Origin of the sequence: Listeria monocytogenes, from assembly GCF_013282665.1 — a bacterium.
Taxonomy (GTDB): Bacteria; Bacillota; Bacilli; order Lactobacillales; family Listeriaceae; genus Listeria; species Listeria monocytogenes_C.
The window spans coordinates 2,522,962-2,549,713 of sequence record NZ_CP054041.1 but is presented as its reverse complement, the minus strand read 5'-3'; the positions used below and the strand labels follow the sequence as shown (position 1 = coordinate 2,549,713).

Annotated in this window: 25 protein-coding genes and 1 riboswitch; of the genes, 15 read left to right on the top strand and 10 right to left on the bottom strand. The window is 36.6% G+C overall.

Annotated elements, in window-relative coordinates; translation table 11 throughout:
- Positions 1-25: 25 nt before the first annotated feature.
- Positions 26-1,627, bottom strand: coding sequence for an ABC-F family ATP-binding cassette domain-containing protein (locus HRK21_RS12860; protein WP_003725374.1), 1,602 nt, complete (start codon positions 1,625-1,627; stop codon positions 26-28).
- 139 nt (positions 1,628-1,766) lie between these two features.
- Between HRK21_RS12860 and HRK21_RS12855 the strand changes: the two genes are divergently transcribed.
- From HRK21_RS12855 to HRK21_RS12820, 8 genes are all read left to right on the top strand, one after another.
- Positions 1,767-2,150, top strand: a complete 384-nt coding sequence (locus HRK21_RS12855) for an MmcQ/YjbR family DNA-binding protein (protein ID WP_069888813.1) — start codon at positions 1,767-1,769, stop codon at positions 2,148-2,150.
- A gap of 69 nt (positions 2,151-2,219) precedes the next feature.
- Positions 2,220-2,330: riboswitch (TPP riboswitch) on the top strand.
- Between the two features lie 67 nt (positions 2,331-2,397).
- Positions 2,398-2,958: an energy-coupled thiamine transporter ThiT gene (gene thiT, locus HRK21_RS12850; RefSeq protein ID WP_003725372.1), complete on the top strand. Its 561-nt coding sequence runs from the start codon at positions 2,398-2,400 to the stop codon at positions 2,956-2,958.
- A 292-nt stretch (positions 2,959-3,250) separates the two neighbouring features.
- Positions 3,251-4,444 carry a betaine/proline/choline family ABC transporter ATP-binding protein gene (locus HRK21_RS12845; protein ID WP_003738931.1) on the top strand — a complete coding sequence of 398 codons (1,194 nt, stop codon included), beginning with the start codon at positions 3,251-3,253 and terminating at the stop codon, positions 4,442-4,444.
- A gap of 3 nt (positions 4,445-4,447) precedes the next feature.
- A complete protein-coding gene (locus HRK21_RS12840) occupies positions 4,448-5,104 on the top strand; it encodes an ABC transporter permease (protein WP_003721932.1) in 657 nt (218 codons plus the stop codon).
- A 1-nt stretch (position 5,105) separates the two neighbouring features.
- Positions 5,106-6,032, top strand: coding sequence for an osmoprotectant ABC transporter substrate-binding protein (locus HRK21_RS12835; RefSeq protein WP_069888814.1), 927 nt, complete (start codon positions 5,106-5,108; stop codon positions 6,030-6,032).
- A gap of 14 nt (positions 6,033-6,046) precedes the next feature.
- Positions 6,047-6,718 carry an ABC transporter permease gene (locus HRK21_RS12830; protein ID WP_069888815.1) on the top strand — a complete coding sequence of 224 codons (672 nt, stop codon included), beginning with the start codon at positions 6,047-6,049 and terminating at the stop codon, positions 6,716-6,718.
- Between the two features lie 112 nt (positions 6,719-6,830).
- Entirely contained in the window at positions 6,831-8,177 is a 1,347-nt protein-coding gene (locus HRK21_RS12825) for an Nramp family divalent metal transporter (protein ID WP_070006673.1), read from the top strand.
- A gap of 137 nt (positions 8,178-8,314) precedes the next feature.
- Positions 8,315-9,145, top strand: a complete 831-nt coding sequence (locus HRK21_RS12820; RefSeq protein WP_069888817.1) for a hypothetical protein — start codon at positions 8,315-8,317, stop codon at positions 9,143-9,145.
- A 34-nt stretch (positions 9,146-9,179) separates the two neighbouring features.
- On the opposite strand, the gene HRK21_RS12815 is transcribed toward HRK21_RS12820, so the two are convergent.
- On the bottom strand, positions 9,180-10,694 hold the full coding sequence (locus HRK21_RS12815) for an ABC transporter permease/substrate-binding protein (RefSeq protein WP_003738927.1): 1,515 nt from the start codon (positions 10,692-10,694) through the stop codon (positions 9,180-9,182).
- Positions 10,691-11,674: an ABC transporter ATP-binding protein gene (locus tag HRK21_RS12810; RefSeq protein WP_069888819.1), complete on the bottom strand. Its 984-nt coding sequence runs from the start codon at positions 11,672-11,674 to the stop codon at positions 10,691-10,693. The genes HRK21_RS12815 and HRK21_RS12810 overlap by 4 nt, the downstream gene beginning before the upstream one ends.
- Before the next feature lie 215 nt (positions 11,675-11,889).
- On the opposite strand from HRK21_RS12810, the gene murB reads away from it, so the two are divergent.
- The 5 genes from murB (at position 11,890) to HRK21_RS12785 (ending at position 17,106) form a co-directional block, all read left to right on the top strand.
- Entirely contained in the window at positions 11,890-12,786 is an 897-nt protein-coding gene (gene murB / locus HRK21_RS12805) for a UDP-N-acetylmuramate dehydrogenase (RefSeq protein ID WP_069888820.1), read from the top strand.
- A gap of 16 nt (positions 12,787-12,802) precedes the next feature.
- Positions 12,803-13,840, top strand: a complete 1,038-nt coding sequence (locus tag HRK21_RS12800) for an AI-2E family transporter (RefSeq protein WP_070006672.1) — start codon at positions 12,803-12,805, stop codon at positions 13,838-13,840.
- A gap of 64 nt (positions 13,841-13,904) precedes the next feature.
- Complete coding sequence (locus HRK21_RS12795) at positions 13,905-15,173, top strand: alkaline phosphatase family protein (protein ID WP_070006671.1); 1,269 nt, start codon at positions 13,905-13,907, stop codon at positions 15,171-15,173.
- A gap of 19 nt (positions 15,174-15,192) precedes the next feature.
- Positions 15,193-16,437, top strand: coding sequence for an MFS transporter (locus HRK21_RS12790; RefSeq protein WP_070006670.1), 1,245 nt, complete (start codon positions 15,193-15,195; stop codon positions 16,435-16,437).
- 69 nt (positions 16,438-16,506) lie between these two features.
- Positions 16,507-17,106, top strand: a complete 600-nt coding sequence (locus HRK21_RS12785) for a VanZ family protein (protein ID WP_070006669.1) — start codon at positions 16,507-16,509, stop codon at positions 17,104-17,106.
- 23 nt (positions 17,107-17,129) lie between these two features.
- Here the strand turns inward: HRK21_RS12785 and HRK21_RS12780 are convergent, their stop codons facing one another.
- Positions 17,130-18,296, bottom strand: coding sequence for a hydroxymethylglutaryl-CoA synthase (locus HRK21_RS12780; protein ID WP_003738920.1), 1,167 nt, complete (start codon positions 18,294-18,296; stop codon positions 17,130-17,132).
- 149 nt (positions 18,297-18,445) lie between these two features.
- On the opposite strand from HRK21_RS12780, the gene HRK21_RS12775 reads away from it, so the two are divergent.
- Positions 18,446-19,615 carry a thiolase family protein gene (locus HRK21_RS12775; protein ID WP_070006668.1) on the top strand — a complete coding sequence of 390 codons (1,170 nt, stop codon included), beginning with the start codon at positions 18,446-18,448 and terminating at the stop codon, positions 19,613-19,615.
- 488 nt (positions 19,616-20,103) lie between these two features.
- On the opposite strand, the gene HRK21_RS12770 is transcribed toward HRK21_RS12775, so the two are convergent.
- The 4 genes from HRK21_RS12770 to mdrL form a co-directional block, all read right to left on the bottom strand.
- Positions 20,104-20,637, bottom strand: a complete 534-nt coding sequence (locus HRK21_RS12770) for a P-loop NTPase family protein (protein WP_070006667.1) — start codon at positions 20,635-20,637, stop codon at positions 20,104-20,106.
- Positions 20,638-20,676: 39 nt separating this feature from the next.
- On the bottom strand, positions 20,677-20,904 hold the full coding sequence (locus HRK21_RS12765) for a helix-turn-helix domain-containing protein (protein ID WP_069888829.1): 228 nt from the start codon (positions 20,902-20,904) through the stop codon (positions 20,677-20,679).
- Between the two features lie 15 nt (positions 20,905-20,919).
- On the bottom strand, positions 20,920-21,468 hold the full coding sequence (locus tag HRK21_RS12760) for a DUF2975 domain-containing protein (RefSeq protein WP_070006666.1): 549 nt from the start codon (positions 21,466-21,468) through the stop codon (positions 20,920-20,922).
- Positions 21,469-21,603: 135 nt separating this feature from the next.
- Positions 21,604-22,797, bottom strand: coding sequence for a multidrug efflux MFS transporter MdrL (gene mdrL / locus HRK21_RS12755; RefSeq protein ID WP_069008813.1), 1,194 nt, complete (start codon positions 22,795-22,797; stop codon positions 21,604-21,606).
- Between the two features lie 166 nt (positions 22,798-22,963).
- On the opposite strand from mdrL, the gene HRK21_RS12750 reads away from it, so the two are divergent.
- Positions 22,964-23,494, top strand: a complete 531-nt coding sequence (locus HRK21_RS12750) for a helix-turn-helix transcriptional regulator (protein ID WP_003725353.1) — start codon at positions 22,964-22,966, stop codon at positions 23,492-23,494.
- A gap of 33 nt (positions 23,495-23,527) precedes the next feature.
- On the opposite strand, the gene pflA is transcribed toward HRK21_RS12750, so the two are convergent.
- Both pflA and pflB read right to left on the bottom strand, forming a co-directional pair.
- Positions 23,528-24,274: a pyruvate formate-lyase-activating protein gene (gene pflA, locus HRK21_RS12745; RefSeq protein WP_003730627.1), complete on the bottom strand. Its 747-nt coding sequence runs from the start codon at positions 24,272-24,274 to the stop codon at positions 23,528-23,530.
- 76 nt (positions 24,275-24,350) lie between these two features.
- Positions 24,351-26,582, bottom strand: a complete 2,232-nt coding sequence (gene pflB / locus HRK21_RS12740) for a formate C-acetyltransferase (protein ID WP_031695218.1) — start codon at positions 26,580-26,582, stop codon at positions 24,351-24,353.
- Positions 26,583-26,752: the final 170 nt, after the last annotated feature.

Sequence of the window (26,752 nt, the reverse complement as noted above, 5' to 3'; positions counted from 1 at the left end):
AAAATGGGATATTGTTTTTTTATCATTATTCCGCTACGTTCATTACTTCTTTTAGATACTCATCATAAGAAATTTCTTTATTGTAAAATTGATCTTTTGATAAATTAATGATACGTGTTGCAATTGTTTGTAATAACTGATGGTCATGAGAAGCGAAAATCATTGCGCCTTTAAATGCTTCCAAACCGTTATTTAATGCTGTAATTGATTCTAAATCCAAGTGGTTAGTAGGTTCGTCAAGTAGAAGTACGTTTGACCCTGAAAGCATCATTTTGGATAACATACAACGAACTTTTTCTCCACCAGATAGGACGCGTACTTTTTTAAGTACTTCATCGCCACTGAAGAGCATACGGCCAAGGAATCCACGTAAGAAGGCTTCACTGTCATCTTCTGGAGAGAATTGACGCAACCATTCTACAAGACTCATGTCGTTTTCCTCAAAGAATTCGGAGTTGTCTTTCGGGAAGTAGCTCTGGCTTGTAGTGATACCCCATTTATAGCTACCTTCATCCGGTTCCATTTCGCCAGCAAGGATTTGGAAAAGAACCGTTTTAGCAACTTCATCATCGCCAACTAAAGCAACTTTGTCATTACGATTGATAGAGAAAGAAAGATTATCAAGAATCTTCACGCCATCAATTGTTTTAGACAAGTTTGTTACTGTTAGAAGGTCATTCCCAACTTCACGGTCCGGCTTGAACTGAATGAAAGGGTAGCGACGGCTAGAAGGTTGAATATCTTCCAGCGTGATTTTTTCGAGCATTTTCTTACGACTTGTTGCTTGTTTGGATTTCGATGCATTCGCACTGAAACGAGCAATAAAGTCTTGTAATTCTTTCATTTTTTCTTCTTTTTTCTTATTACGATCGCCCATCATTGTTTGAGCTAATTGGCTTGATTCATACCAGAAATCATAGTTTCCGACATATAATTTGATTTTGCTGAAATCAAGATCCGCAATATGCGTACACACTTTATTTAAGAAGTGACGGTCATGGGATACTACGATAACAGTATTGTCAAAGTTAATTAAAAATTCTTCCAACCAGTGAATCGCACGAATATCAAGGTGGTTGGTAGGCTCATCCAGAAGTAGGATATCTGGTTTACCGAATAAAGCTTGCGCAAGAAGCACTTTCACTTTTTCTCCACCAGTTAAATCTTTCATTAGTTTTCCGTGTAAGTCAGTAGGGATACCTAAGCCGTTTAATAAAACAGCAGCGTCAGATTCTGCTTCCCAACCATCTAATTCAGCAAATTCGCCTTCTAGTTCTGCAGCACGGATACCATCTTCATCACTGAAATCTTCTTTCATGTAAATGGCATTTTTTTCGTCCATAATTTTGTATAGTCGTTCATGTCCCATGATTACTGTGTTAAGAACTAGTTCATTATCATACTGGAAATGATCTTGGCGAAGGACAGCTAGACGCTCACCTGAACCAATATGCACATTACCACTTTGTGAATCAAGCTCGCCAGAAAGCACTTTTAGGAACGTTGATTTACCAGCACCATTTGCTCCAATAAGACCATAACAGTTACCTGGTAAAAATTTAATCGAAACATCTTCAAATAGCTTTTTATCGCCGTAGCGTAAGCCAACATTATTTACAGTTAACATTTTCTTCCTCCAATACTAAGTTACTTCTTCTTGAAATCAGAAAAAGCACAATTACTACTATTTTAACATGGTTAGTGTAGCAAAGAAAGCATACACGCATAAATAAATGTTATAATATCAAAATAAGGAGGAGAGCCGGATGAATTACGAACAAATTTTACAAGAAAAAGTCGCGCTTTGTCTGACTTTGCAAGCTGCCAAAGAAACATTTCCGTTTGATAAAAAAACGCACGCTTTAACAATTGGCGGGAAAATATTTGCGCTCATACATATGTATCACGGAGATCTATATGTTAGCGTTAAGTGTCAGCCTGAAAGAATTGACTTGCTGCGCGATGAATATAGCGGTATAAAACCTGGCTATCACTTAAATAAACAGCACTGGATTACTCTGGTGATAAATGAAAAATATGATGTAGAAGCGGAAACAGAATTTGCTTTAATTCAAAATAGTTATCAGCTAATTTTGGATAAACTACCGAAGAAAGCACAAAACACTGTGAGATTTTCTGCAAATGATTAAAGAAAATAAATAATTCTTTACAAAAAAGAAGTGCATGCTATAATAATTGTTGTACGATAATTTCATAGACGTTACCACAGGGGGGGCTTCTTAGCTGAGATTGAGTCCACGTGTTTTTGGATTCTGACCCTTTGAACCTGTTCGTTAATACGAGCGTAGGGATTGTGGCGATTGCATTTCTAACAATAGAAACTGCTTTCTTCTGGGGTACGTTTTTGACCAAAAAGAAGAGGGGAGTTTATTTTTTATGCAAAACAAACGATTAATCATTTTACTTGAGTGTGCTATCTTTGCTGCAGTGGCGATGGTATTAAGTTTCATCCCGCTAGATATTGGTTCCAGTTTTTCGATTTCGCTTGGTATGATTCCAATGTATGTTATCGCAATTCGTCGCGGTTTTTGGGCAGCTGGATTTGCCGGACTACTATGGGGGTTACTGCATTTCTTAACAGGAAAAGCATATATTTTAATGCCATCACAAGCAATTATTGAGTATATTTTAGCCTTCAGCTTTATTGCATTCAGCGGTGTCTTTAGCAAGCAAGTTCGAAGTAATTTAGCTGCTAATCAGCTCAAAAAAGCAATCGAATGGGCATGGGGAACCATGATTATCGGCGGAGTAGCTAGGTATTTTTGGCACTATGTGGCAGGTGTATTATTTTGGGGCGCTTATGCTTTTCAAGGATGGGGAGCACAACTATTTTCCATTGTCATGAATGGGGCCAGTTGTCTTGGTACCGTCCTTGTTTCTGGAATCATTATTTCGATATTACTGAAAACCTCGCCAAAATTATTCTTACCAAAATAACTAAAAGGTCTAGAAGCAATTGCTTTTGGGCCTTTTTAAGTGTGTTATAATTAAATAAATACTATATTGCAGCTTATTACAATGCTCATTTTCTCGATTACAAGTTTAGCATCGATGTCACACGTGCCACAAGTACGAAATCATCTTGTTTAGTAACTTCCGTTTGAATGCAACACTGTCTTTAAGCTGTTTTTTTGTATTTAAAAAGTTTAAATCTATACTAGTTAGGGAAATTACTTATCGATTGCCAATTTTTTTGGTATTGGTAAAGAAAAAATGGAGGTGTATAAGCGTGTTAAAATTTGAACACGTAACGAAGACTTATAAAGGGGGCAAAAAAGCGGTTAACGATCTAACACTTAACATCGATAAAGGAGAATTTGTTTGTTTTATCGGTCCAAGTGGTTGTGGAAAAACGACAACAATGAAGATGATTAACCGGCTTATTGAACCTACAGAAGGAAAAATATTTATTAATGATAAAGACATCATGGCAGAAGATCCCGTTAAATTAAGACGTTCCATTGGTTATGTTATTCAGCAAATTGGCTTAATGCCACATATGACGATTCGTGAAAATATCGTCCTTGTACCAAAATTACTTAAATGGTCCGAAGAGAAAAAACAAGAACGGGCGAAAGAATTAATTAAATTAGTAGATTTACCAGAAGAATTTTTGGACCGTTACCCTTACGAACTAAGTGGTGGACAGCAGCAACGTATCGGTGTTTTAAGAGCGCTTGCAGCAGAGCAAAACTTAATTCTGATGGATGAACCTTTTGGAGCACTGGATCCAATTACGCGTGATTCCCTTCAAGAAGAATTCAAAAATTTACAAAAAGAACTTGGCAAAACGATTATTTTCGTTACCCACGATATGGATGAAGCAATTAAATTAGCAGACCGAATCGTCATTATGAAAGCTGGTGAAATCGTTCAATTTGATACTCCAGACGAAATTTTGCGTAACCCAGCAAATTCATTTGTAGAAGATTTCATTGGTAAAGACCGCCTAATTGAGGCAAAACCTGATGTGACACAAGTAGCACAAATCATGAATACGAATCCGGTTTCGATTACAGCAGACAAATCACTTCAAGCCGCGATTACTGTCATGAAAGAAAAACGAGTAGATACATTACTTGTAGTGGATGAAGGGAATGTATTAAAAGGCTTTATCGACGTAGAGCAAATCGATTTAAATCGCCGCACAGCAACTTCTGTCATGGATATTATCGAGAAAAATGTCTTTTACGTGTATGAAGATACCTTACTCCGTGATACAGTGCAACGGATTCTAAAACGTGGTTATAAATATATTCCTGTAGTTGATAAGGATAAAAGGCTTGTCGGAATTGTTACTCGTGCCAGCTTAGTGGATATCGTATATGACTCCATTTGGGGTACTGTAGAAGATGCGACAGAAAATCAGGAGGAACAGGCGAATTCCAAAACGACAGAACCAGAAATGAAGCAGGAGGGATAAGCTATGGACGCAATTGTTACTTTTTTTCAAGAAAACGGCCATAACCTGCTTGTTCAAACATGGCAACATTTATTTATCTCCCTATCTGCTGTTATTTTAGGTATTGCGGTTGCCGTGCCAACTGGGATTTTACTCACGCGTTCTCCAAAAGTAGCAAATTTTGTTATTGGTGTTGTTAGTGTTTTGCAAACCGTTCCTTCACTTGCTATTTTGGCGTTTATTATTCCGTTTCTTGGTGTTGGTACATTACCAGCGATTATCGCGCTATTTATTTATGCACTTTTACCAATTTTACGAAACACGTTTATTGGTGTTCGAGGAGTGGACAAAAATTTAATCGAATCTGGTCGAGGTATGGGGATGACAAATTGGCAACTAATTGTCAATGTGGAAATTCCTAACTCCATCTCCGTTATTATGGCTGGTATTCGTTTATCTGCAGTATACGTTATCGCTTGGGCAACGCTTGCTTCCTACATTGGAGCTGGCGGATTAGGAGACTTTATTTTTAATGGTTTAAACTTATATCGTCCAGATTTAATTCTTGGCGGGGCAATACCTGTTACCATTTTAGCCCTTGTAGTAGAATTCGCGCTTGGAAAATTAGAATACCGTCTAACACCAAAAGCCATCCGCGAAGCTCGGGAAGGGGGAGAATAACATGAAGAAAAAATTTATCGCGTTAGTCAGCGTATTACTACTAACTAGTTCTCTTTTCTTATCTAGCTGCTCTTTACCAGGACTTGGAGGGAGTTCCAAAGATACTATTCGCATCGGTGCAATGGCAACAACCGAATCTCAAATCGTTTCGAATATTTTAAAAGAACTAATTGAACATGATACCGGCTTAAAAGTAGAAATCGTCAACAACCTTGGATCAACTATCGTTCAACACCAAGCGATGTTAAATGGAGATGTAGACATTACTGCAACAAGATATACTGGTACAGATTTAGTTGGTCCACTTGGTGAAGAAGCAATTAAAGACCCAGAAAAAGCCTTAGCAGCTGTTAAGAAAGGTTTTGAAGAACGATTCCACCAAACATGGTTTGATTCGTACGGCTTTGCGAATACGTATGTGTTTATGGTACGCCAAGATACTGCGAAAAAATACAATTTAAACACCGTAAGTGATATGCGAAAAGTAGAAACCGAGCTCACTGCTGGTGTCGATAATTCTTGGATGGAACGTGAAGGCGATGGTTATAAAGCATTTTCAAAAGCCTATGATATCGAATTCAAGAAAATCTTCCCAATGCAAATCGGTTTAATCTACACAGCGCTTAAAAATAATCAAATGGATGTGGCGCTTGGTTATTCAACAGACGGCCGGATTCCAACTTACAATTTAAAATTATTAAAAGATGATAAGAAGTTCTTCCCACCATACGATGCATCTGCGTTAGCAACAGACGAAATTTTAAAGAAACATCCAGAATTAAAAACGACAATCAATAAATTAAAAGGTAAAATTTCTACAGAAGAAATGCAAAAGCTTAATTATGAAGCAGATGGCAAGTTGAAAGAACCATCCATCGTAGCGCAAGAATTCTTGCAAAAAAATAATTACTTTGAAGGTAAAAACTAAGGAGGTGCCAAAAGATGGACACATTAAAACAATTAATTGATTATTACCAAACAAATGGAAGTTATGTCATGGAAGAGTTCTGGCGGCATTTCTTAATGAGTGCTTACGGAGTTATCTTCGCAGCAATCATAGCGATACCGCTTGGAGTATATATTGCAAGGAAAAAACGCTTAGCTGGTTGGGTTATCCAAATTGCTAATATTATCCAAACAATACCAGCACTAGCAATGTTAGCCGTACTTATGCTTATCATGGGCTTGGGGACGAATACAGTCGTTTTATCCTTGTTCCTATATTCTTTACTACCCATTCTAAAAAACACCTATACGGGCATTCGAAACGTAGATGGAGCGCTTTTAGAATCTGGTAAGGCAATGGGTATGACAAAATGGCAAGTACTGCACCTCATCGAAATGCCACTTGCATTATCTGTTATTATGGCAGGCATTCGAAATGCACTTGTTATCGCCATCGGTGTAGCAGCAATTGGGACATTCGTTGGAGCAGGAGGCCTCGGTGATATTATTGTACGTGGAACGAATGCAACAAATGGTACGGCTATTATTTTAGCTGGTGCTATTCCAACCGCAGTTATGGCTATATTAGCCGATGTACTTCTTGGTTGGGTCGAGCGAACACTAAATCCAGTTAAAAACAAAAGAAAACCACTAACCGAAGCCTTATAAAAATACGCAAAAACACAACCTATCATTTCTATAAAACGGTTGTGTTTTTCGTTTGACAAAGAATGTTTCCCGTAGTAAACTTTTTATCATAAACGAAAGAAGGTCAGGGAGCATGAAAAAGGATAAAACAGAACGTACAAAACAAAGCTGGAGAAAAGCACAGAATGCTCCCAGCTTAAGCGAAGTAAATAATTCCGTAGCTATTCCTAAAAACGCGAAATTTTTCCGAAAATTATTTGCCTTTATGGGGCCAGGCGCACTCATTGCGGTCGGATATGTCGATCCAGGAAACTGGGCAACTTCTATTGCCGGTGGATCAGAGTTTGGTTACACATTGTTATCCGTTATTTTAATTTCTAATATTTTAGCCGTTTTATTACAATCACTTGCATCCAAACTAGGTATTGTCACTGGTCGTGATTTAGCCCAAGCTTCGAGTGATCACTTTTCTAAACCATTTGGATTCGTTCTTTGGATTTTAGCTGAATTAGCAATTATAGCAACGGATATTGCAGAAGTCATCGGGAGTGCCATTGCACTTAATTTACTATTTGGGATTCCATTAATTTGGGGCGTTTGTATTACTGCATTAGATATTTTTCTCGTCCTATTTTTACAGCACAAAGGTTTCCGCTACATAGAAGTTATTGTCATTACATTAATGGTTACGATTCTTGTATGTTTTGGAGCGGAAATGGTGATGTCACATCCAGACATGCAAGCAATTGCCAAAGGATTTATTCCCCAATCAGAAATTGTTACTAATCCAACGATGCTTTATATTGCACTTGGTATTCTTGGGGCAACAGTAATGCCACATAATTTATATTTGCATTCATCTATCGTCCAAACCAGACAATACGCTCGAACAAAAGAAGGGAAGAAAGAGGCAATTCGTTTTTCCTTTATCGATTCCACTTTTTCTTTAACGATTGCATTATTAATCAATGCATCGATTTTAATTTTGGCTGCTGCCGCTTTTTATACGACCGGTCAGCATAATGTCGCTGGTATTGAGGATGCTTACAAATTACTTAATCCAACACTTGGAAGTAGTATCGCCAGCACTGTTTTTGCAGTAGCTTTACTTGCATCCGGACAAAATTCCACTTTAACAGGTACATTAGCTGGTCAAATCGTCATGGAAGGTTTCCTTAATATCCGTTTAAAACCAGTGGTGCGCCGTTTGTTAACACGCGTACTTGCAATCGTTCCTGCTGTTATTATCACAGCAATATACGGAGCAAATGGTATCAACGAACTACTCATTTTTAGCCAAGTTATTCTATCAATGCAATTATCGTTTGCTGTTATCCCATTAGTTATGTTCACAAGTGACAAACAAAAGATGGGCGAATTCGTCAATCCAACATGGTTAAAAATCATTTCGTGGGCTGTTGCTATTTTCATCGCAGTCTTAAATATCTACTTGTTATTTTATACTTTAATGTCATTATAAAATAGGGAAGAAGACAATAATTATATTATGTAAACAATTAAAAATAATTTTCTCATTTCTTTCCCTCGAAATTTTCATCTTTATACTATATAATTGAATTATATAATACTAATGGCGTAGTAAAGGTGTTGATAACAATGACGGATAAACTATTAAAACAACATAAAAGGCTTTTAGAACAGCAACATAAACTACCGTACACTATCAATTTGGACGGAGAAGTTTTCACAATTATTATTTATACTAAATTAAGCAAGGTAGCTGGTGTGACAGTACTAAATTCACAAGAAGAACCAGCAACTGTAAAAGAAGCAGAAGCGGTAGTTAATCGCATTCAAAAGTATAATTTCTATTTTGAATACTTAGGCAAACGAGCACACGTAATCAAAGAACGTGATAGCATCATTGCCGAAAAAATAGAGCAAACACAATTAATTTTAAATGATAATACTATTTTTGGCGAAAAAATGCAGCCAACTATTGATGAACTTAATTTAGCGATGGAAGTGTACAAACAACAACAGCACAAAATGGACGTTTATCAAGAAGATATTACTCTACTCAACCAAAAAATCAAAATGCAAGGCGAAATTTTGGAAGAAGACTGGGAATCTGCTGAAAATTTATCAATTGCATTTGCAAAAGCTGCTTATGCACAAAGCATTTATTTAGAAGCAACCCGCAAGAACCGTAAACAACTAGCAAAATGGTTCCACCTTCACCAAAAAGAATTACCTACAGACAAACAAAAAGCACTCGGGAAAATGGTTTCTGTTCTTAGTGACACGAATGCCGGTCTTGTTTTTGATCAAATCATTTCGCTTAGACCATTACTCGAAGAAGGTTTAATGCTTGATCACGAACAATCTTTAACTCAACGAGCTGCTGAGTTTAATAAAGAATTTGAAACACATTGTCGTTTCTATAAACCAAACATTAATAAAGTTAAAAATTTAATTAGACAATAAAAAAGCGAAGTGGTTTTTACGCCACTTCGTTTTTTTATTTAATAATACCTTGATTTTGTAAATATTCTTTCGCAACTGTATATGCCGATTTACCATTTACATTCACTTCGTAGTTCATTTTGCGCATTTCATCGTCTGTAATTTTTCCAGCAAGTTTATTTAATGGTTTTTTCAGTTCTGGGTATTTATCTAATGTTTTTGTCAACATAAGCGGTGCACCTTGATAAGGAGGGAAGAGCTGCTGGTCATCCTCCAGTACTTTTAATTTATATTGCGCGAGTTCGCTATCTGTTGAATAAGCATCCAATAAATTGATATCTCCAGATTTAATGGCATTATATCGCAGTTTTGGCTCCATTGTTTTCAAGTTAGAGAATGTGAGTCCGTATTTATCTTGAATGCCTTTATAACCATCTGAACGGTCTTTAAACTCTAGTGTGAATCCAGCTTTTACTTGGTCAGATACTGGACCAAGATCAGATATTTTTTCTAAATTGTTTTCTTTAGCGAATTCAGGCGAAACAGCAAGCGCATAAGTGTTATTGTATTTCATTGGTTTTAAGTAAGTCATGTCAAAATCTTTCGCCAAGCCATCCCGTGCTTGCGTATACACTTCTTCTGGATCATGTGTTTTCGCATTTTCTTTTAAGAAGGTTTCTAGTACTGTGCCTGTAAATTCAGGATAAATATCAATATCACCTGATTTTAGGGCGTTAAATACGAAGCTTGTTTTCCCCATATTCGGCTTCACATTCACTTTTAAATCCGTTTCATCTTCAATAACTAATTTGTACATATTAATTAAAATTTCTGGTTCTGCCCCTAATTTACCCGCAATTGTAATTTCTTTTTTATCAGATGCAAAATAGGGAACAACAATAATCGCGGCAGTTAACAGAATTCCAGCTGAAATCGTAATAATCGTGCTCTTAAAGGAGGCTTTCTCAAGGAATCGTAGTAGGAAATCAAACAAGATAGCGAGTAATGCTGCTGGAATAGCACCAAGCAAGATTAAACTATTATCGTTGCGATCAATCCCGAGTAAAATCAAGTCCCCAAGTCCACCCGCACCAATTAAAGCAGCAAGTGTCGCTGTCCCAATAATTAATACCATCGCTGTGCGAATACCCGCCATAATAACTGGCATAGCAAGAGGGAGTTGTACTTTGTATAATCTCTTCCATTTGTTCATTCCCATTGCGCGTGAAGCTTCAACAAGGGCTGGGTCGACTTCTTTTATCCCAGTATATGTATTTCTCAAAATTGGTAAAAGGGCATAGATAACAAGCGCGATAATCGCTGGAACTATCCCAATACCGACAAGCGGAATTAATAAACCAAGTAGAGCAAGGGAAGGGATCGTTTGAAAAATAGCTGCTACTTGAATAATCGGTTCAGCAAGTCGCTTATGCCTTGTTAAATAAATCCCCAGTGGTAAAGCGATAAGAACCGCAATAAAAAGGGATACAAAAGAAATTTGAATATGTTGCACTAAAGCAGTGAAAAGTTCATCTTTACGGACAGCAAATGTATCTAAAAGTGTATTCATACAAGCTCACCTGTACTTTCCAGATGCCGCGCTAAGAATTGCATCACATGTTTATTGGAAACAGTACCTATAAAGTTGCCTGCTTCGTCCGTGACAGGAATTGATTGCTCTTCCGCGATTCGACGCACGAGGTTTTCGACAGGCTCCTTAGCTGAAATCCCAAGAGTTCCATCACTAGTTTGATACGCATAAAATAGGTCTGCTTCAATTAAATCATTCACTGTAAAGCTAGCCTCTAAAATTGGCGTATTGAAAGCATGTCCAGAAGCTAAGAAATCTTTAACAAAATCATTTTCCGGATTTTTCATGATTTCTTGTGGCGTCGCTACTTGGACAATCTCGCCACCTTGCATCACACAAATTCTATCACCAAGCGCTAAAGCTTCTTGCATATCGTGAGTAACAAATACGATAGTTTTCTTGATTTTCTTTTGAAGCGCGGAAATATCTTGTTGTAAACGTTGGCGAGAAATCGGATCAAGCGCGCTAAAAGGTTCATCCATCAAAATAATTCCTGGATCTGCCGCAAGGGCTCGAACAACCCCGACACGTTGTTGCTCTCCACCGGAAAGTTCAGCTGGCTTACGATGACGGTAACTTTCAGGATCTAAACCAACACTGTCTAATAATTCCGTAATCCGGTCATGAATTTTTTCCTTACTCCATTTCTTTAATTCCGGAACGATAGCGATATTTTCTTCAATAGTCATATGAGGAAAGAGCGCAATTTGTTGTAAAACATAGCCGATATCCCAGCGAAGTTCATGAATATCATAATCACTAATTCGCTTTTCATTAATATAAATGGTTCCTGTTGTCAGTGGAATCAAGCGATTAATCATTTTTAGCGTTGTAGTTTTCCCGCAACCGCTCGGTCCGATGAAAACGAAGAACTCGCCGTCTTTTATGTCCAAAGTTACATTATTTACTGCCGTTTTATCATCACTGTATTTTTTGGATACCTTATCAAAACGAATCATTTTTTCATCCCTTTCCTTTTTAATCGAATGTATGTTCTATATCATACCATTTTCGCTTTTAATACTCAAGAACATATCATCCAATTACCCTAAATCATCCTTAAATATTCCTATTTTAAGAAAAAAACTATGGAATTCTTTGTAAAAGAGGCGTTCCATGATAAAATAAAGGAAGTGATTTTTAAACTACAACCATGAAAGGTTTGAAATAAATAATGAATAACTTACAAACACAGTTTCCACATATAGCGATTAAATTAAATGAACCGTTATCTAAATATACTTATACAAAAACAGGCGGCGAGGCAGACGTATTCGTTATGCCGAAAACAATAGAAGAGGCGCAAGAAGTGGTAGCCTACTGTTACCAAAATAAAATCCCACTTACTATTCTCGGTAATGGCTCCAATTTAATCATTAAAGACGGCGGAATTCGCGGTGTTATTTTACATCTTGATTTACTACAAACCATAGAAAGAAACAATACCCAAATTATCGCCATGAGTGGTGCCAAACTCATTGATACAGCAAAATTCGCTTTAGAGGAAAGCTTAAGTGGACTTGAATTTGCTTGCGGTATCCCTGGATCTATTGGCGGCGCATTACATATGAATGCAGGAGCCTATGGAGGCGAAATTAGCGATGTTTTAGAAGCTGCAACCGTACTGACGCAAACAGGTGAATTAAAGAAATTAAAACGTTCCGAACTAAAAGCTGCATATCGTTTCAGTACTATTGCAGAGAAAAATTACATTGTTTTAGATGCCACTTTTTCTTTAGCATTAGAAGAAAAAAACCTAATTCAAGCAAAAATGGATGAACTTACCGCCGCACGCGAAGCCAAACAGCCGTTAGAATATCCATCTTGCGGTAGTGTTTTCAAACGCCCACCTGGTCACTTTGCAGGTAAATTAATTCAAGATAGTGGCTTACAAGGGCATATTATTGGCGGAGCACAAGTTTCCTTAAAACATGCTGGCTTTATCGTTAATATTGGTGGGGCGACTGCTACGGATTACATGAATTTGATTGCTTACGTCCAAAAAACGGTACGCGAGAAATTTGATGTAGAATTAGAAACAGAAGTTAAAATCATAGGCGAAGATAAATAGAGGAGGGCATCCATTTTTGAAAGAGCTTAGTTCATTTTTACAAAATCGCAGTGTGCGAAGAGTTGGCGTATTTATATTAATTGCCTTCGTTTTATACTTATTAAGAAGTCAAATGAATATAATTTTATTAACATTCATTTTTTCTTACCTTATTACACGTCTAGAAAATTTTATTTTACGAAGAATCTCCATTTATCGGCAAATTATTGTCTTGTTGCTTTACGCCTTAATTGCCGCAGTTATTATCTTCGTATTTGTTAAGTATATTCCGGTATTAGCAGATCAAATAAATCAATTGGTAAAATTCGGAAATACTTTCCTAACAACAGATAGCAACAATGATTTCATTAACTACATTGTTAGTTTAGCGAATCAATTTGATATTATGAAATACACGGAACAAGGGGTTTCGATGATTTTAACTTATTTAACTAATGTCGGAACTGTCTTGATGAACGTCTTTATCGCACTGATGTTGAGTCTGTTTTTCTCCCTTGGAAAAGAACATTTAGTCTCATTCACGAATCAATTTTCTACTAGTAAAATTGGATTTATCTATGAGGAAGTAAAATTCTTCGGCTCCAAATTTGTTGCTACTTTTGGTAAAGTTATTGAAGCACAATTTATTATTGCGCTTGTGAATGCCATTTTAACGACGATAGCACTTTGGATTTTAGGATTCCCGCAATTGATGACTTTATCCATTATGGTGTTCTTGCTTGGTTTAATTCCGGTGGCAGGGGTGATTATTTCTCTTGTCCCACTAACTATCATTGGTTACTCTATCGGCGGCGTGGAATATATTTTCTACATTTTAGTCGTTGTTATCATTATCCATGCGCTCGAATCTTATGTTCTTAATCCAAAACTTATGTCAGCGAAAACAAATTTACCAGTTTTTTATACTTTCATTATTCTTATTTTCGGAGAGCATTTCTTCGGAATTTGGGGATTAATCGTTGGTATTCCAGTTGTTATGTTCTTCTTAGATGTGCTAGGTGTGACGAATCAAGAAGAAATCAAACAGCCTAAAGACACAATCAGTCATACGTAATTTACACGGGGGTTCTTCCAGATTTGCTGGAAAATCCCTGTTTTTTTGAAAGGGGAAGAAAATAATGGAAAAACATCTGTTTGTGATTTCATTAGATGCACTCGGCGCGCTTGATTTAAACGATACAACGGAGTTACCAGTTTTAAGGGAGTTAATGGAGACAGGAACTCATATTCAAGAAGTAGAAACGATTTATCCATCACTTACTTATCCCGCGCATACAAGTATTATCACTGGGCATTATCCCGCAACTCATGGAATTGTTAACAATACGAAAATTCAACCTGAAAAAGATTCTCCTGATTGGTATTGGTATAAAAAAGCGATTCAAGTACCGACGCTTTATGATTTAGCAAAGGAGCGAGGTTTGACGACCGCTGCATTTTTGTGGCCGGTCGCAGCAAAAAGTGGTATTGATTATAATATTGCCGAAATTTTTCCGAATCGCTTCTGGTTAACGCAAATGATGGTCTCGCTACATGCTAGTTCCCCGTTATTTTTAATCGAGATGGACCGAAAGTTTGGTCATTTACGGAAAGGGATAAACCAACCAGACCTTGATATATTTTTGACAGCGAGCGTCGTTGATACCATTAAAATGAAAAAACCACGATTGCTTTTAACACATTTAGTTGATATGGATAGTATGCGACATGCGTATGGGGTAGATTCCATAGAGGCAAAAGCTGCTTTAAAGCGACATGATGACCGTTTAGCTGCTATAATACAAGCGACAAAAGAAGCTGGTATTTATGAAAATACGGTTTTTGCTATTCTAGGTGATCATTATCAAATCGACGTCACACATGCTATTCGTTTAAATGTACTTTTTGCCGAACAAGGATGGGTAACAGTGGTAGATGATAAGATTATGGAATGGAACGTCTATGCTAAAAGTTGTGATGGTTCTTGCTATATTTATACAAAAAACGATCAATATAACCAAGAAATCCAGCATTTACTTCAAAGTATGAATGAAATAGAAGAGATTTTGCCAAAAGAAGAAATAGCGCTTCGTGGTGCTGATCCTAATGCTACATTTATGGTTGAAGGGAAGACTGGTTACTATTTTATGGATGATTTATACGGTCCAATTTATGAAGAAGTGACCGACGAAATGCTTGGGAAACCCGGCTACTATAAGGCAGTTCATGGTTATTCTCCTAACAAGCCAGATTATAAAACGACCATTGTTTTTAACGGACCTGGTATTAAAAAAGGCGTAAAAATCAGCCATGCACATTTAGTTGACGAAGCGCCCACGTTTGCCCGCATTTTAGACTTGGAATTTTCAAATACTGCCGGCTCTGTCATAGAAGCGCTATTCGAATAGAAAAGGGGGAGAAACACACTTGGCATATACAAAAGAGGAGAAAAGTTGGATTTTTCAAGATTGGGCAAATTCTGCCTACTCAATCATGATTACAACAGCGATTTTACCAATTTATTTTAAAGGGGTAGCAGCGAATGCTGGAATTGCTGACACTACATCGACCGCGTACTGGGGATATGCGAACTCGATTGGGACGTTGCTTATTTCATTACTTGCGCCAATACTCGGAACAATTGCGGATTATCAATTTTTCAAAAAGCGATTTTTCGGAATTTTTACGGCCATAGGGATTAGTTTTACTTTTTTATTAATTTTTATACCCACAGATGCCTGGCTATTATTACTCGGGTTTTATGTGCTCTCTTTAATTGGTTTTTCTGGCGCAAATATTTTTTATGATGCGTTTTTAATTGATGTAACAACAAACGACCGGATGGATAAAGTTTCATCTGCTGGATATGCGTATGGTTATTTAGGAAGTTGTATTCCTTTTATTATCTTTATTATTTTCCAAGCGACAGGTATCTTGCCAATCAGTGATGTGGCACTCGTCAATATTGGTTTTGTGATGACGGCGCTTTGGTGGCTTTTTTTCACAATTCCTATGTGGAAAAACGTGCATCAAATCCATTATATTCCAGCAGTGAAGAGCCCAGTCAGAACAAGTTTTAAACGGATGTTTCATACAATTAGCCACATTAGTGAACATAAAAATATTGTTATCTTTTTAATTGCTTATTTTTTCTACATAGATGGGGTTGATACGATTTTCCGCATGGCGACATCATACGGGATTGATCTTGGGATTTCTCAGACAACATTAATTTTAATTCTTTTAATGACACAACTCGTTGCATTTCCATTTACATTGCTATACGGGTACTTAGCCAAACGTTTCAGTGCCAAACCGCTTATTTTCACAGCTATTTTTGTTTACATTATTATTTGTGTTTATGCGGTTTTCATGAAATCTGCGCTCGATTTTTGGATTTTAGCGATGTTAGTTGGAACGTCACAAGGTGGTATTCAAGCATTAAGTAGGTCGTTCTTCGGGAAAATTATTCCTAAAAAGCGTTCGAATGAGTTTTACGGATTTTATAATATTTTCGGGAAATTTTCAGCGATTATGGGTCCGGCGCTCATGGGTGTAATCGCACAAATTACTGGGAAAACACAGTACGGGGTGGCTAGTTTAATTGTACTTTTCCTCGTTGGTGGTATTTTATTTTTATTCGTCCAAGAGAAAAACTTAGAAAATCTTTAAATCCTTTTAAGAAAGTCCTTATTTTCGAATGTTATTCTAGAGGTAGCCTTTGAAAAGGAGGACACCAGGATGAAAAGATACTTTATAATTCTTATATTACCAATCCTTTCTATATTTGCTGCAGTGACGATGTATTTTTCCTGGTTCCAGGGATGGCTTTATTTTTACTTAAAGCACGTAATGGCCACAGTTAGTCATATGGGCTACATTACGGTTGGCATCACGGCGATTTTACTCTATTTTGTCGCAGTACAATTAGTAAACTGGAAAATAAATAAAGCATTGCTCGTTTTTTGCTACCTTATTTATTTCAGTATTCTTCTCTGTTTATTATTCGGAAAAGCTTCCGACACGCAAGGATTTTCAAGTGACACTTTTGGTTTTGTTGATACATTTTTATCAGGCAATTTACGTGTCATTATCGTAGGAAATGTATTAGCCTTTGTACCAATCGGCTTTTTGCTCAAGAAATTAGGATTTTTCACCGCGTTACTATCAGCTGGAATGTTGATATTCGCAGTAGAAGGGGCGCAGTACTTGCTACATGTAGGATTCTTTGACACTGGAGATGTATTCCTGAATGTTTGTGGCATTATGATTGGCTACATTGTGATTCGTTTTTTATCCCCAAGAAAATATAAAGAGCTCAAAGTAAAACCGACTAGCTGATTTAGCCTAGTCGGTTTTTTGGATTATTTTTTTATATATTGTCGTTTGTGATCTTGAATTCCAGTTAATACAATCGCTGCTGGGTCACTAGCAGGATCGACTTCAAACGTCGAACCATCTTTAGGTAATTGTTGTTTGAATTTCGTTTCATAGTCCGAAATAGCGAGTTTCGTACGGTTTGCTAATAATTCAGCGTGTTCGTCTTTACGGATATATTTTTTATAGTCAGGTTGAAGTACACCGTGGAAAAACTCACCAACAGCCCCAGAACCATAACTAAAGAAGCCAATTTTATCCTCTGCTTGTAAATCTGCTTGATTGTCTAAAAGCGAAATAAAGCTTAAATAAAGGGAACCCGTGTAAATATTACCGACATTACGGCTATAAAGGGTACTTAGACGATAATTTTCCAACAATCTTTCTTGCACTTCACTCGGAGCAGTTTCAATAATGGTATCTAACGCTTTTTTACCCATTTTTGTATATGGTAAATGGAAACAAATAGCTGCAAAATCTTCTAAATTCTTGCCAAATTTTGCTGAATACTTTTCCCAAATAGTTTGGAAGAAGTGGATGTATTGCTCTGTTGAATATTTACCTTCTACACAAGCATATTCGGAATAAACCGGGCGCCAAAAATCCATGATATCTTCTGTATAGAACACACTGTCGTCCTCGAGCGTGATACAGCGCGGATTAGCTGCAATAACCATTGCCACAGCTCCTGCACCTTGCGTTGCTTCACCGCCAGTTGCAAGGCCGTAACGAGCAATATCCGATCCGATGACAAGCACCTTACTATCAGGATGTTTTGCGACATAATCTTTCGCTAAATTAATACCAGCAGTAGCTCCGTAGCATGCTTCTTTTATTTCGATAGCACGGGAGAAGGGTTGAATACCTAATAAACGATGAATATAAACCGCACCAGCTTTTGATTCGTCAATTCCTGATTCTGTTGCTAAAATAACTAAATCAATTTTTTTCAAATCTTCTTCATCTAAAATTTGTAAAGCTGCGTTTGCGCCCATGGTTACGGAATCTTGCGTAATTGGTGCAAAAGCCATTTTATCTTGGCCAATTCCAATAGTAAATTTGTTAGGATCAATATTTCTAGCTTCAGCAAGTTCTGTCATATCAACATAAAATGCAGGAGTATAAAAACCTATTTTATCAATTCCAATTTTCATATGTACATTCAAGTCCTTTATATTTTATTTGTAAGTACCTTAATTTTAGTAGAAAAATGCATAAAATACAATACATTGGGCTTAATCTAGTGAGTTTTTAGCTAGTTTCATGATATAATACGGATAGATTACATTTAAAGGAGATTGCTATGAAAGAAGTAGTTATAATAGATGCAGTTAGAACACCAATTGGAAAATTTGGTGGTAGTTTGAAAGATGTTAATGCAGTAGACCTTGGCGCTACCGCTCTTCAAGGTGTTTTAGAAAGAGCCAACATTGCTCCAGACCGCGTAGATCAAGTTATTTTTGGTAACGTTTTGCAAGCCGGTCTTGGTCAAAATGTTGCTAGACAAATTGCTATTAAATCAGGTATTCCTTATAAAGTACCCGGAGTCACAATCAATGAAGTTTGTGGATCTGGTTTAAAAGCGGTTATGCTGGGCAGACAAGCAATTCAACTAGGGGAGGCTGATATCGTTGCAGTAGGAGGGACCGAAAATATGTCCCAAGCACCCTTACTACTTAACCCGGAACTAGCTGGTGAAGAAATCAACCCTAAAAATCTAAAAAACAGCATGCTTATTGACGGACTTACAGATGTTTACGGGGAATACCACATGGGAATTACTGCAGAAAATGTGGCAGATAAATATGCCGTTTCAAGAGAAGAGCAAGATAAGTTTGCCCATAATTCGCAAATGAAAGCTGCTCGTGCGCAAGAAAAAAACCTTTTTGAAGAAGAAATAATTCCAGTGAAACTTCCAGATGGTTCATTTTTCGAAGCTGACGAAACAATTCGCGCGAATTCTACTTTAGAAAAACTAGCTACATTGAAAAGTGTATTTAAAGAAGATGGAACAGTCACAGCTGGTAATGCTTCCGGTATCAATGACGGAGCTTCTGCGCTTATTTTAATGTCAAAGGAAAAGGCCATTGCCGAAAATATTCCTTATATCGCGACAATCAAAGTAACTTCAGAAGTTGGTGTTGATCCAGCATATATGGGTTATGCGCCTTACTATGCAGTAAATGAAGCATTAATTAAAGGCGGATATTCTATCGATGACATTGATCTATTTCATTTAAATGAAGCTTTTGCATCGCAATCTGTTGCAGTAGCTCGTGATTTGAAAATCCCAGAAGAGAAACTTAATATTTATGGTGGAGCAATTGCACTAGGTCATCCGATTGGAGCTTCCGGTGCACGCATTATTGCCTCCTTATTAAATGAATTAAAACATGAAAATAAGCATATCGGCGTAGCTTCCTTATGCGTTGGTGGCGGTATTGGTATTGCCATTATCCTTGAAAGAGCTTGATAGTAGTAAATTTAATAGTAATAAAAAGCTAAAGTCAGCTAATAGTTGATTTTAGCTTTTTTATGATTTCATTTTTGTCTTTTTTTGTGAACAAATCGATAATTCATTTTATGAAGTTTTCCTCATAAATAAGTATTTGTACGATTTCGGTGATAGAATGTAATTATTATAACAAGCGGGAGGACATTATGATACACCATAAAAAAATTTTATTTACCTTTTTAATTATTCCTCAAATTACTGATAATGCGAGAAAATCCACTAAACAAAGCATTAGGCATATGAGCAAATACACCATTCGAAAAAACTTTCAAACAACCATCATTTCTTATGTAATTGTAATTAGATGTATAAATCAAGAGAGGACAACATTTCTCTCATAATTTCCATCTCCGCTTTCTAGTTTACATAATATATATTATAGGAAGTAATACATATTATTGCAAACAACCAATAAACACTTATCCCAAGCATTCATCGGCTGTTTATCAGCAATAACTCTTCAATTTCTTATAATTGTTAATAACAAACAACTCTTTATCATACACATTATCCAATAATTCTTTCGTTTGTTTTCCAGAACGCTTATTATACTTTAAAGCATACAGCAAAAATGATAAATTTAATTTTTCGTCACAGCCTTCAGTTACATCTGGTCGCGCATTTGTCATATATTTAAATCTTCTTTTAACTATATTTGCTACACACAGAAACAATGGAATTTTTATCCAAATAACTAAATCTGCATGTTCGAGTCTTTTCTCCAAATTAAAGAAATAATCACCATCTATAATATACTTTTTTTCAGAACGCAGAATTCCGTTCACTTTATCCTCGAAATCCGCTTTTTCAACTGCATTCCAATTCTCTAACCAAAAAAGCTTATCTAAATGACAGACTTCAAAATCAAAACGTTTTCCGAGTTTTGCAGCAAAAGTTGATTTGCCAGCACCGTTAGGACCGATTATTAACACTTTTTTCTTGTTAGATAATAAAGTTTGTAATTCATTTTGTTTGTTCATTTAAGCGCTCCTTATCTAAGTATGGCGAATCTAACGCATTTAAAGTTCGGTTTCAAGAGAATCATCCGCAACATACTCCAAAATATCACCTGGTTGACAGTTTAAGACTTTGCATATTTCGTTTAAAGTAGAAAATCGAATGGCGCTTACTTTACCAGTTTTTATTTTGGATAAGTTTACATTTGCTACACCAACTTCTTGGGACAGCTGGTTTAACGATATTTTACGGTCGGCCATTATTCGATCCAGCCTCAATACAATTGCCATTGTTTTTCGCTCCAATCATAAAGTTTCATCGGATTCTTTTTGCAAAAATGCGCCATAACGAAATATTTCTGTTAAACAATAAAAAATAAGTGCAAAGAAAAATGACATGTTTAGCCCAAAATGAATGCTATAACCAGGTATAAGTACGGTATGCAAAATAGAATAAACAATTTGCGGTACTAGTGCGTAAATAAGCATTAAGACAGCAATTCTTCGCAATCTACTAACAATAATATCACTAAAAGGCGTAAAATTAGCAGCTAAATCTTTAAAAATCATACTTGCAGTCCATAATAAATAGGCAAGTATCATACTAGAAAAAACAGCAATGCCAACTAAAATCCATTCCTCTGTCTCAACATATGGCAGATTATTCTCACCGACAAAAAGTTCCGTTTGAAAATAAAATATTGTATCAGATTCTAGTTTATTTATCATAACATTTTTGCTACTAAAAAGCTTCATTAAAACGGCAATTATAGCCATTATGACAGAACTAATCGATAAAATTTTAAGTGCAATATGTAGAAAATAACTCATTTTTTGCAAACGTTTTAGCTTCATATACAATCTCTCCCTTTTTTTCTAAATTATAACTAGTAGAAAGTATAAAAGTCAATGTTATTTAACGATAAACGTTAAATAATTAATTTTTAGCATAAAAAAAGACTGAGCGTATTTTAACTCAGCCTTTTAATTTTATTCACTTTTTATCGAAGTAGATTGTTGTAAAGCGAAATGTGCTGGTTTTAGTTTAATAAATAGTAATCCCATGCCCGCCAAACAAATGACGCTTGCAACGATAAACGGCATTTTCATACCAAGTGCTTCGCTGAGTAACCCAGAACAAAGTGGCGCAAACGCAGCGCCTAACCAACGCACAAAATTATACGCTCCACTAGTCACACTTCTTGCATACGGCGAATGTTCCATGACAGTGGTTGTAAATAGCGCGTTATTGATTCCTAAAATCAACCCAGAAATAACAATCAAACCTATATCTACTGCTGTATTATCAATAAATCCAAGTAAAGCTAAAATGACCGCACATGCTAGTAAAGAACCTTTTAAGATTTGTTTGCTATTAAAACGGATTTCTAAAGCATGTGAAACTTTTGCTGAACCAAGTGCTAGGCATAACCCCCAAGCGAAAAATACAAAACCAATTTGAATGGCTGATAACCCAAGAATAAGTGGCGAATAAGCTAAGATTGTAAAGAAACAATAATAATAAAACATTCCACTAAAAGCGATTTGTAAAAATGGTCGATATTTGAATAAATGGAGCATTTGCTTGATAGCAACCTCATTTTTCTCTGTTGGTGCTGGTGCGACTTTCTTCGGTTCTTTGACTTTAAATAAAATAAGTAAAAATGCGATAAAAATTAGACAAGCTGTGGCGAAAAACGGATAGCGCCAAGAAATATTACCTAGTATGCCTCCGAGTAGCGGTCCAAATGCCATCCCTAGACCCATAGAAGCTTCGTAAATCCCAATTGCATGTCCTGGTGTTTCTGATAAAGCAATAAGCATTGTCATCGCAGTAGCCATGAACATTGAGTTACCAAAACCCCAACCAGCCCGAAAAATAGATAAAGCACCAATTGTATCAGATAAACCACATAATAATGCAAAAATAGTAACAATAAATAATCCGATAACGATTAACTTTTTATCTCCAAGCTTTCCTGCAACGATCCCAATCGGAATCATCATAATCGCCATAGTAAAAATATAAGCGGTAAATAACATTTCTACTTGCGAATGAGACGCCCCAATACTTTCTGCAATAGAAGGTAAAAGTGGATCAACAACCCCTATTCCCATAAACGCAAGCAAACTAGCTGCTGCTGTTATCCATTTCCCCGTATTCATTTCCTTGTCTGTCATCATAATACAACTACACTTCCCTTTCCAAATAAAACTCAATTATAATATTACGCCTGATAAATACTAATGTCAATATTTACATATATAATTTATTACATATATAACTATTTTACTTATTAGTGTTTATCGCTTACAATAAAGTTAAATAGAAATTTAGAGGTGCTATTGTATGATACCAAATGTTTTAGAATATACGTTATTACAAATGATTGCTCGTGAAGCATCTAGTGGTTATGAACTCGCTAACCGGCTTCGAATTATGCAAAATACACATCATAGCCAAATATATCCTTCTTTATCTAAGTTAGAAAAAGCAGGGTTTTTAGTTGTCCATAAGCATTCCCAAGATAAAAAGCCTGATAAAAAAGTCTATACTATCACACAAACCGGCTTAGACTCCCTGCTTGAATGGTCGGAAACACCACTTAAAATCCCTGTCACACGAGATGAATTTACAACAAAAGTACAGCTCGACTGGCTAAACAATGCCAGAACCAAAGGGCTTATTCAAGAAAGAGAAAGCTATTTAAAAGAACAATTAGGTTTAATTGAAGAAACACTGGATCATTTCGCTAAATTATTTGACCTAAAAACCAAACAAGATAAGCTAAAAAACATGTCTTATCAAGTCTATGCAAGACGATTAGATTTGATTCAAACCGAATTAAAATGGTGTGAGGAAATGTATAAAATACTATAAAAAACCGGCGAATACTAAGTTCGCCGGTTTTTACTATTTATAACTACTAGTTTCTAAGATTTTATTTGCAAGTGCTACCACTTCTTCTTCTGGCGCCTCAATCCCTTCTAACGGATAACGAATGCCCATTTCTTTCCACTTATAAACGCCCATTGTATGGTATGGAAGTACATCCACTTGTTTTACATTTGGAAGAGTTTGAATGAATTCGTGGAGCTTTGTTAAATCTTCTGGATCATCTGTCTTGGTTGGAATTAGCACGTGTCTAATCCAAATCGGTTGCTCTTTATCGCGTAAATAATGAGCAAAATCGATAATTGGTGCATTGGATTTGGTCGTCAATTTTAAATGTTTTTCTGGATTAATTTGTTTAATATCCAGTAAAATTAAATCGGTTACTTCCATCAAACGATCCAACTTTTCGATAAATTCCGGATCACGTGTGAAACAACCGCCACAAGAGTCAATAGTTGTGTGCACGCCTGCTGCTTTACATAGCGTGAAAAACTCAATTAGGAAATCTACTTGAAGTAATGGTTCACCGCCACTAACTGTCACTCCGCCACCAGATGCATCCCAAAACTCTTTATACTTAATCGCTTCGTTGAATACATCTTGAGCAGAACGTTCCGTGCCTGTACCAATTTTCCAAGTATCGGGATTATGACAAAATTGGCAACGAAGTAAACACCCCTGCATAAAAACAATAAAGCGGATACCTGGACCGTCTACTGTTCCCATTGTTTCTACTGAATGAACTCTTCCTAAAACCTCTGTCATAATTCTCCTCTTCCTTTCCTAAATAACAAGGATTGCTACGGTGAGCAATCCTTGTCAAAGCGTTCTCGCCTAATTATTACATGGATTCGTGCATTGTACGGTGAATAACGTCTAATTGTTGTTCACGAGTTAATTTGATGAAGTTAACTGCATATCCGGATACACGGATTGTTAATTGTGGATACTCTTCTGGGTGATCCATCGCATCAAGTAATGTATCACGATTGAATACGTTGATGTTTAAGTGATGTCCCATTTTTGTAGAATAACCATCTAGCATTGCAACTAGGTTATTGATTTGAGATTCGTCTTCGCGACCTAAAGCTTTTGGTACGATAGAGAATGTGTTAGAAATACCATCTTGACCATATTCGTAAGGAAGTTTAGCAACAGAAGATAGAGAAGCTAAAGCACCTTTTGTATCACGGCCATGCATTGGGTTCGCACCTGGTGCAAATGGTTCGCCTGCACGACGTCCGTCTGGAGTGTTACCAGTTTTCTTACCATACACCACGTTAGAAGTGATTGTAAGAACAGAAGTTGTGTGAACTGCATCACGGTATGTTTTATGTTTTCTCACTTTAGTCATAAATGTTTTTAGAAGCTCAACTGCGATTTCATCTACACGGTCATCATTGTTTCCGTATTTAGGATAGTCGCCTTCGATTTCATAATCAACCACGATGCCATCTTCGTCACGAATTGGACGAACAGTAGCATATTTAATAGCAGATAAGGAGTCAGCTGCAACAGAAAGTCCAGCGATACCAGTTGCCATAGTACGTAATACTTCTGTATCATGTAAAGCCATTTCGATACGTTCATAAGCGTATTTATCATGCATATAGTGAATAACATTTAATGTATTAAGGTAAAGTTCTGCAATCCATTCCATCATTGCATCATATTTTTCCATTACTTCTTTGTAGTCTAATACGTCGCCTTCAACTGGACGATAAGCAGGTCCAACTTGTGCTTTAGATTTTTCATCGACACCACCATTGATTGCGTAAAGAAGTGTTTTAGCAAGGTTGGCACGAGCACCAAAGAATTGCATTTGTTTACCAACGCGCATTGCAGATACACAACATGCGATTGCATAGTCATCTCCCCATTTAGGGCGCATAACATCGTCATTTTCGTATTGAATAGCAGATGTTTTGATAGACATTTTAGCACAGAATTTCTTGAATCCTGATGGTAAATGAGTGGACCAAAGTACTGTTAAGTTTGGTTCTGGAGCAGGTCCTAAGTTATCTAAAGTGTGCAAGAAACGGAACGAGTTTTTCGTTACAAGTGGAACGCCTTCTTCCGTAATACCACCGATGGATTCAGTAACCCATGTTGGATCTCCAGAGAATAATTCATTGTAATCTGGTGTACGAGCAAATTTTACAAGACGTAATTTCATGATGAAGTGGTCAACGATTTCTTGCGCCTCTTCTTCTGTAATTAGGCCATTGCGAAGATCACGTTCTACATAAATATCAAGGAATGTAGATGTACGACCTAAGCTCATTGCTGCACCATTTTGTTCTTTAATTGCAGCTAGGTAACCAAGGTATAACCATTGGAAAGCTTCTTGAGCAGTTTTAGCTGGGCGACCAAGATCGAAACCATGTTTTTCGCCTAGTACTTTTAATTCGCCAAGAGCACGAATTTGTTCGTTAAGTTCTTCACGTTGACGGATAACGTCATCGCTCATTGTACGCAAACCTGTATTATTTAAATCTTGTTTCTTTTGTTTAATTAAGAAGTCTACTCCGTAAAGTGCTACACGACGGTAGTCACCGATAATACGGCCACGGCCATAAGCATCTGGAAGACCAGTAATTACACCCGATTTACGAGCTGCGCGCATTTCAGCTGTGTAAGCATCAAATACACCTTGGTTATGTGTTTTACGGTATTCAGAGAAAATATGGCTAATTTCTTCGTCTACTTTAAAACCATAAGATTCAGCTGCAACTTCTGCCATACGGATTCCACCGAATGGTTGTAAAGCGCGTTTGAAAGGTACGTCAGTTTGAACACCAACAACTTTTTCTAAATCCTTATTTAAGTAACCTGGGTCATGTGAAGTGATGGTTGAAACGATTTTGGTATCCATATCCAGTACGCCACCGTTTTCACGTTCTTTTTTAGTTAGGTCCATTACTTGATCCCAAAGTTTTGTAGTTGCTTCGGTTGGGCCAGCTAAGAAAGTGTCGTCACCGTCATATAAGCGATAGTTTTTTAAGATAAAGTCACGTACATCTACTTCTTGTTGCCAGTTACCACCTGCGAATTCATACCATTGTTCAGTCATCATATAACCTCCATTTATTGTTCATTCTCGAGCGTGCTTTTTTGAGCAAACTAATTTATAAATAATCTACACTGTTATCATAACATATTCTAAAAAAAATGCTACAGTTTTGTGCAATATTTTTCAAACTTTTTTATGACTTTTTTGTGTCATTTAAAATTAAAAACTCT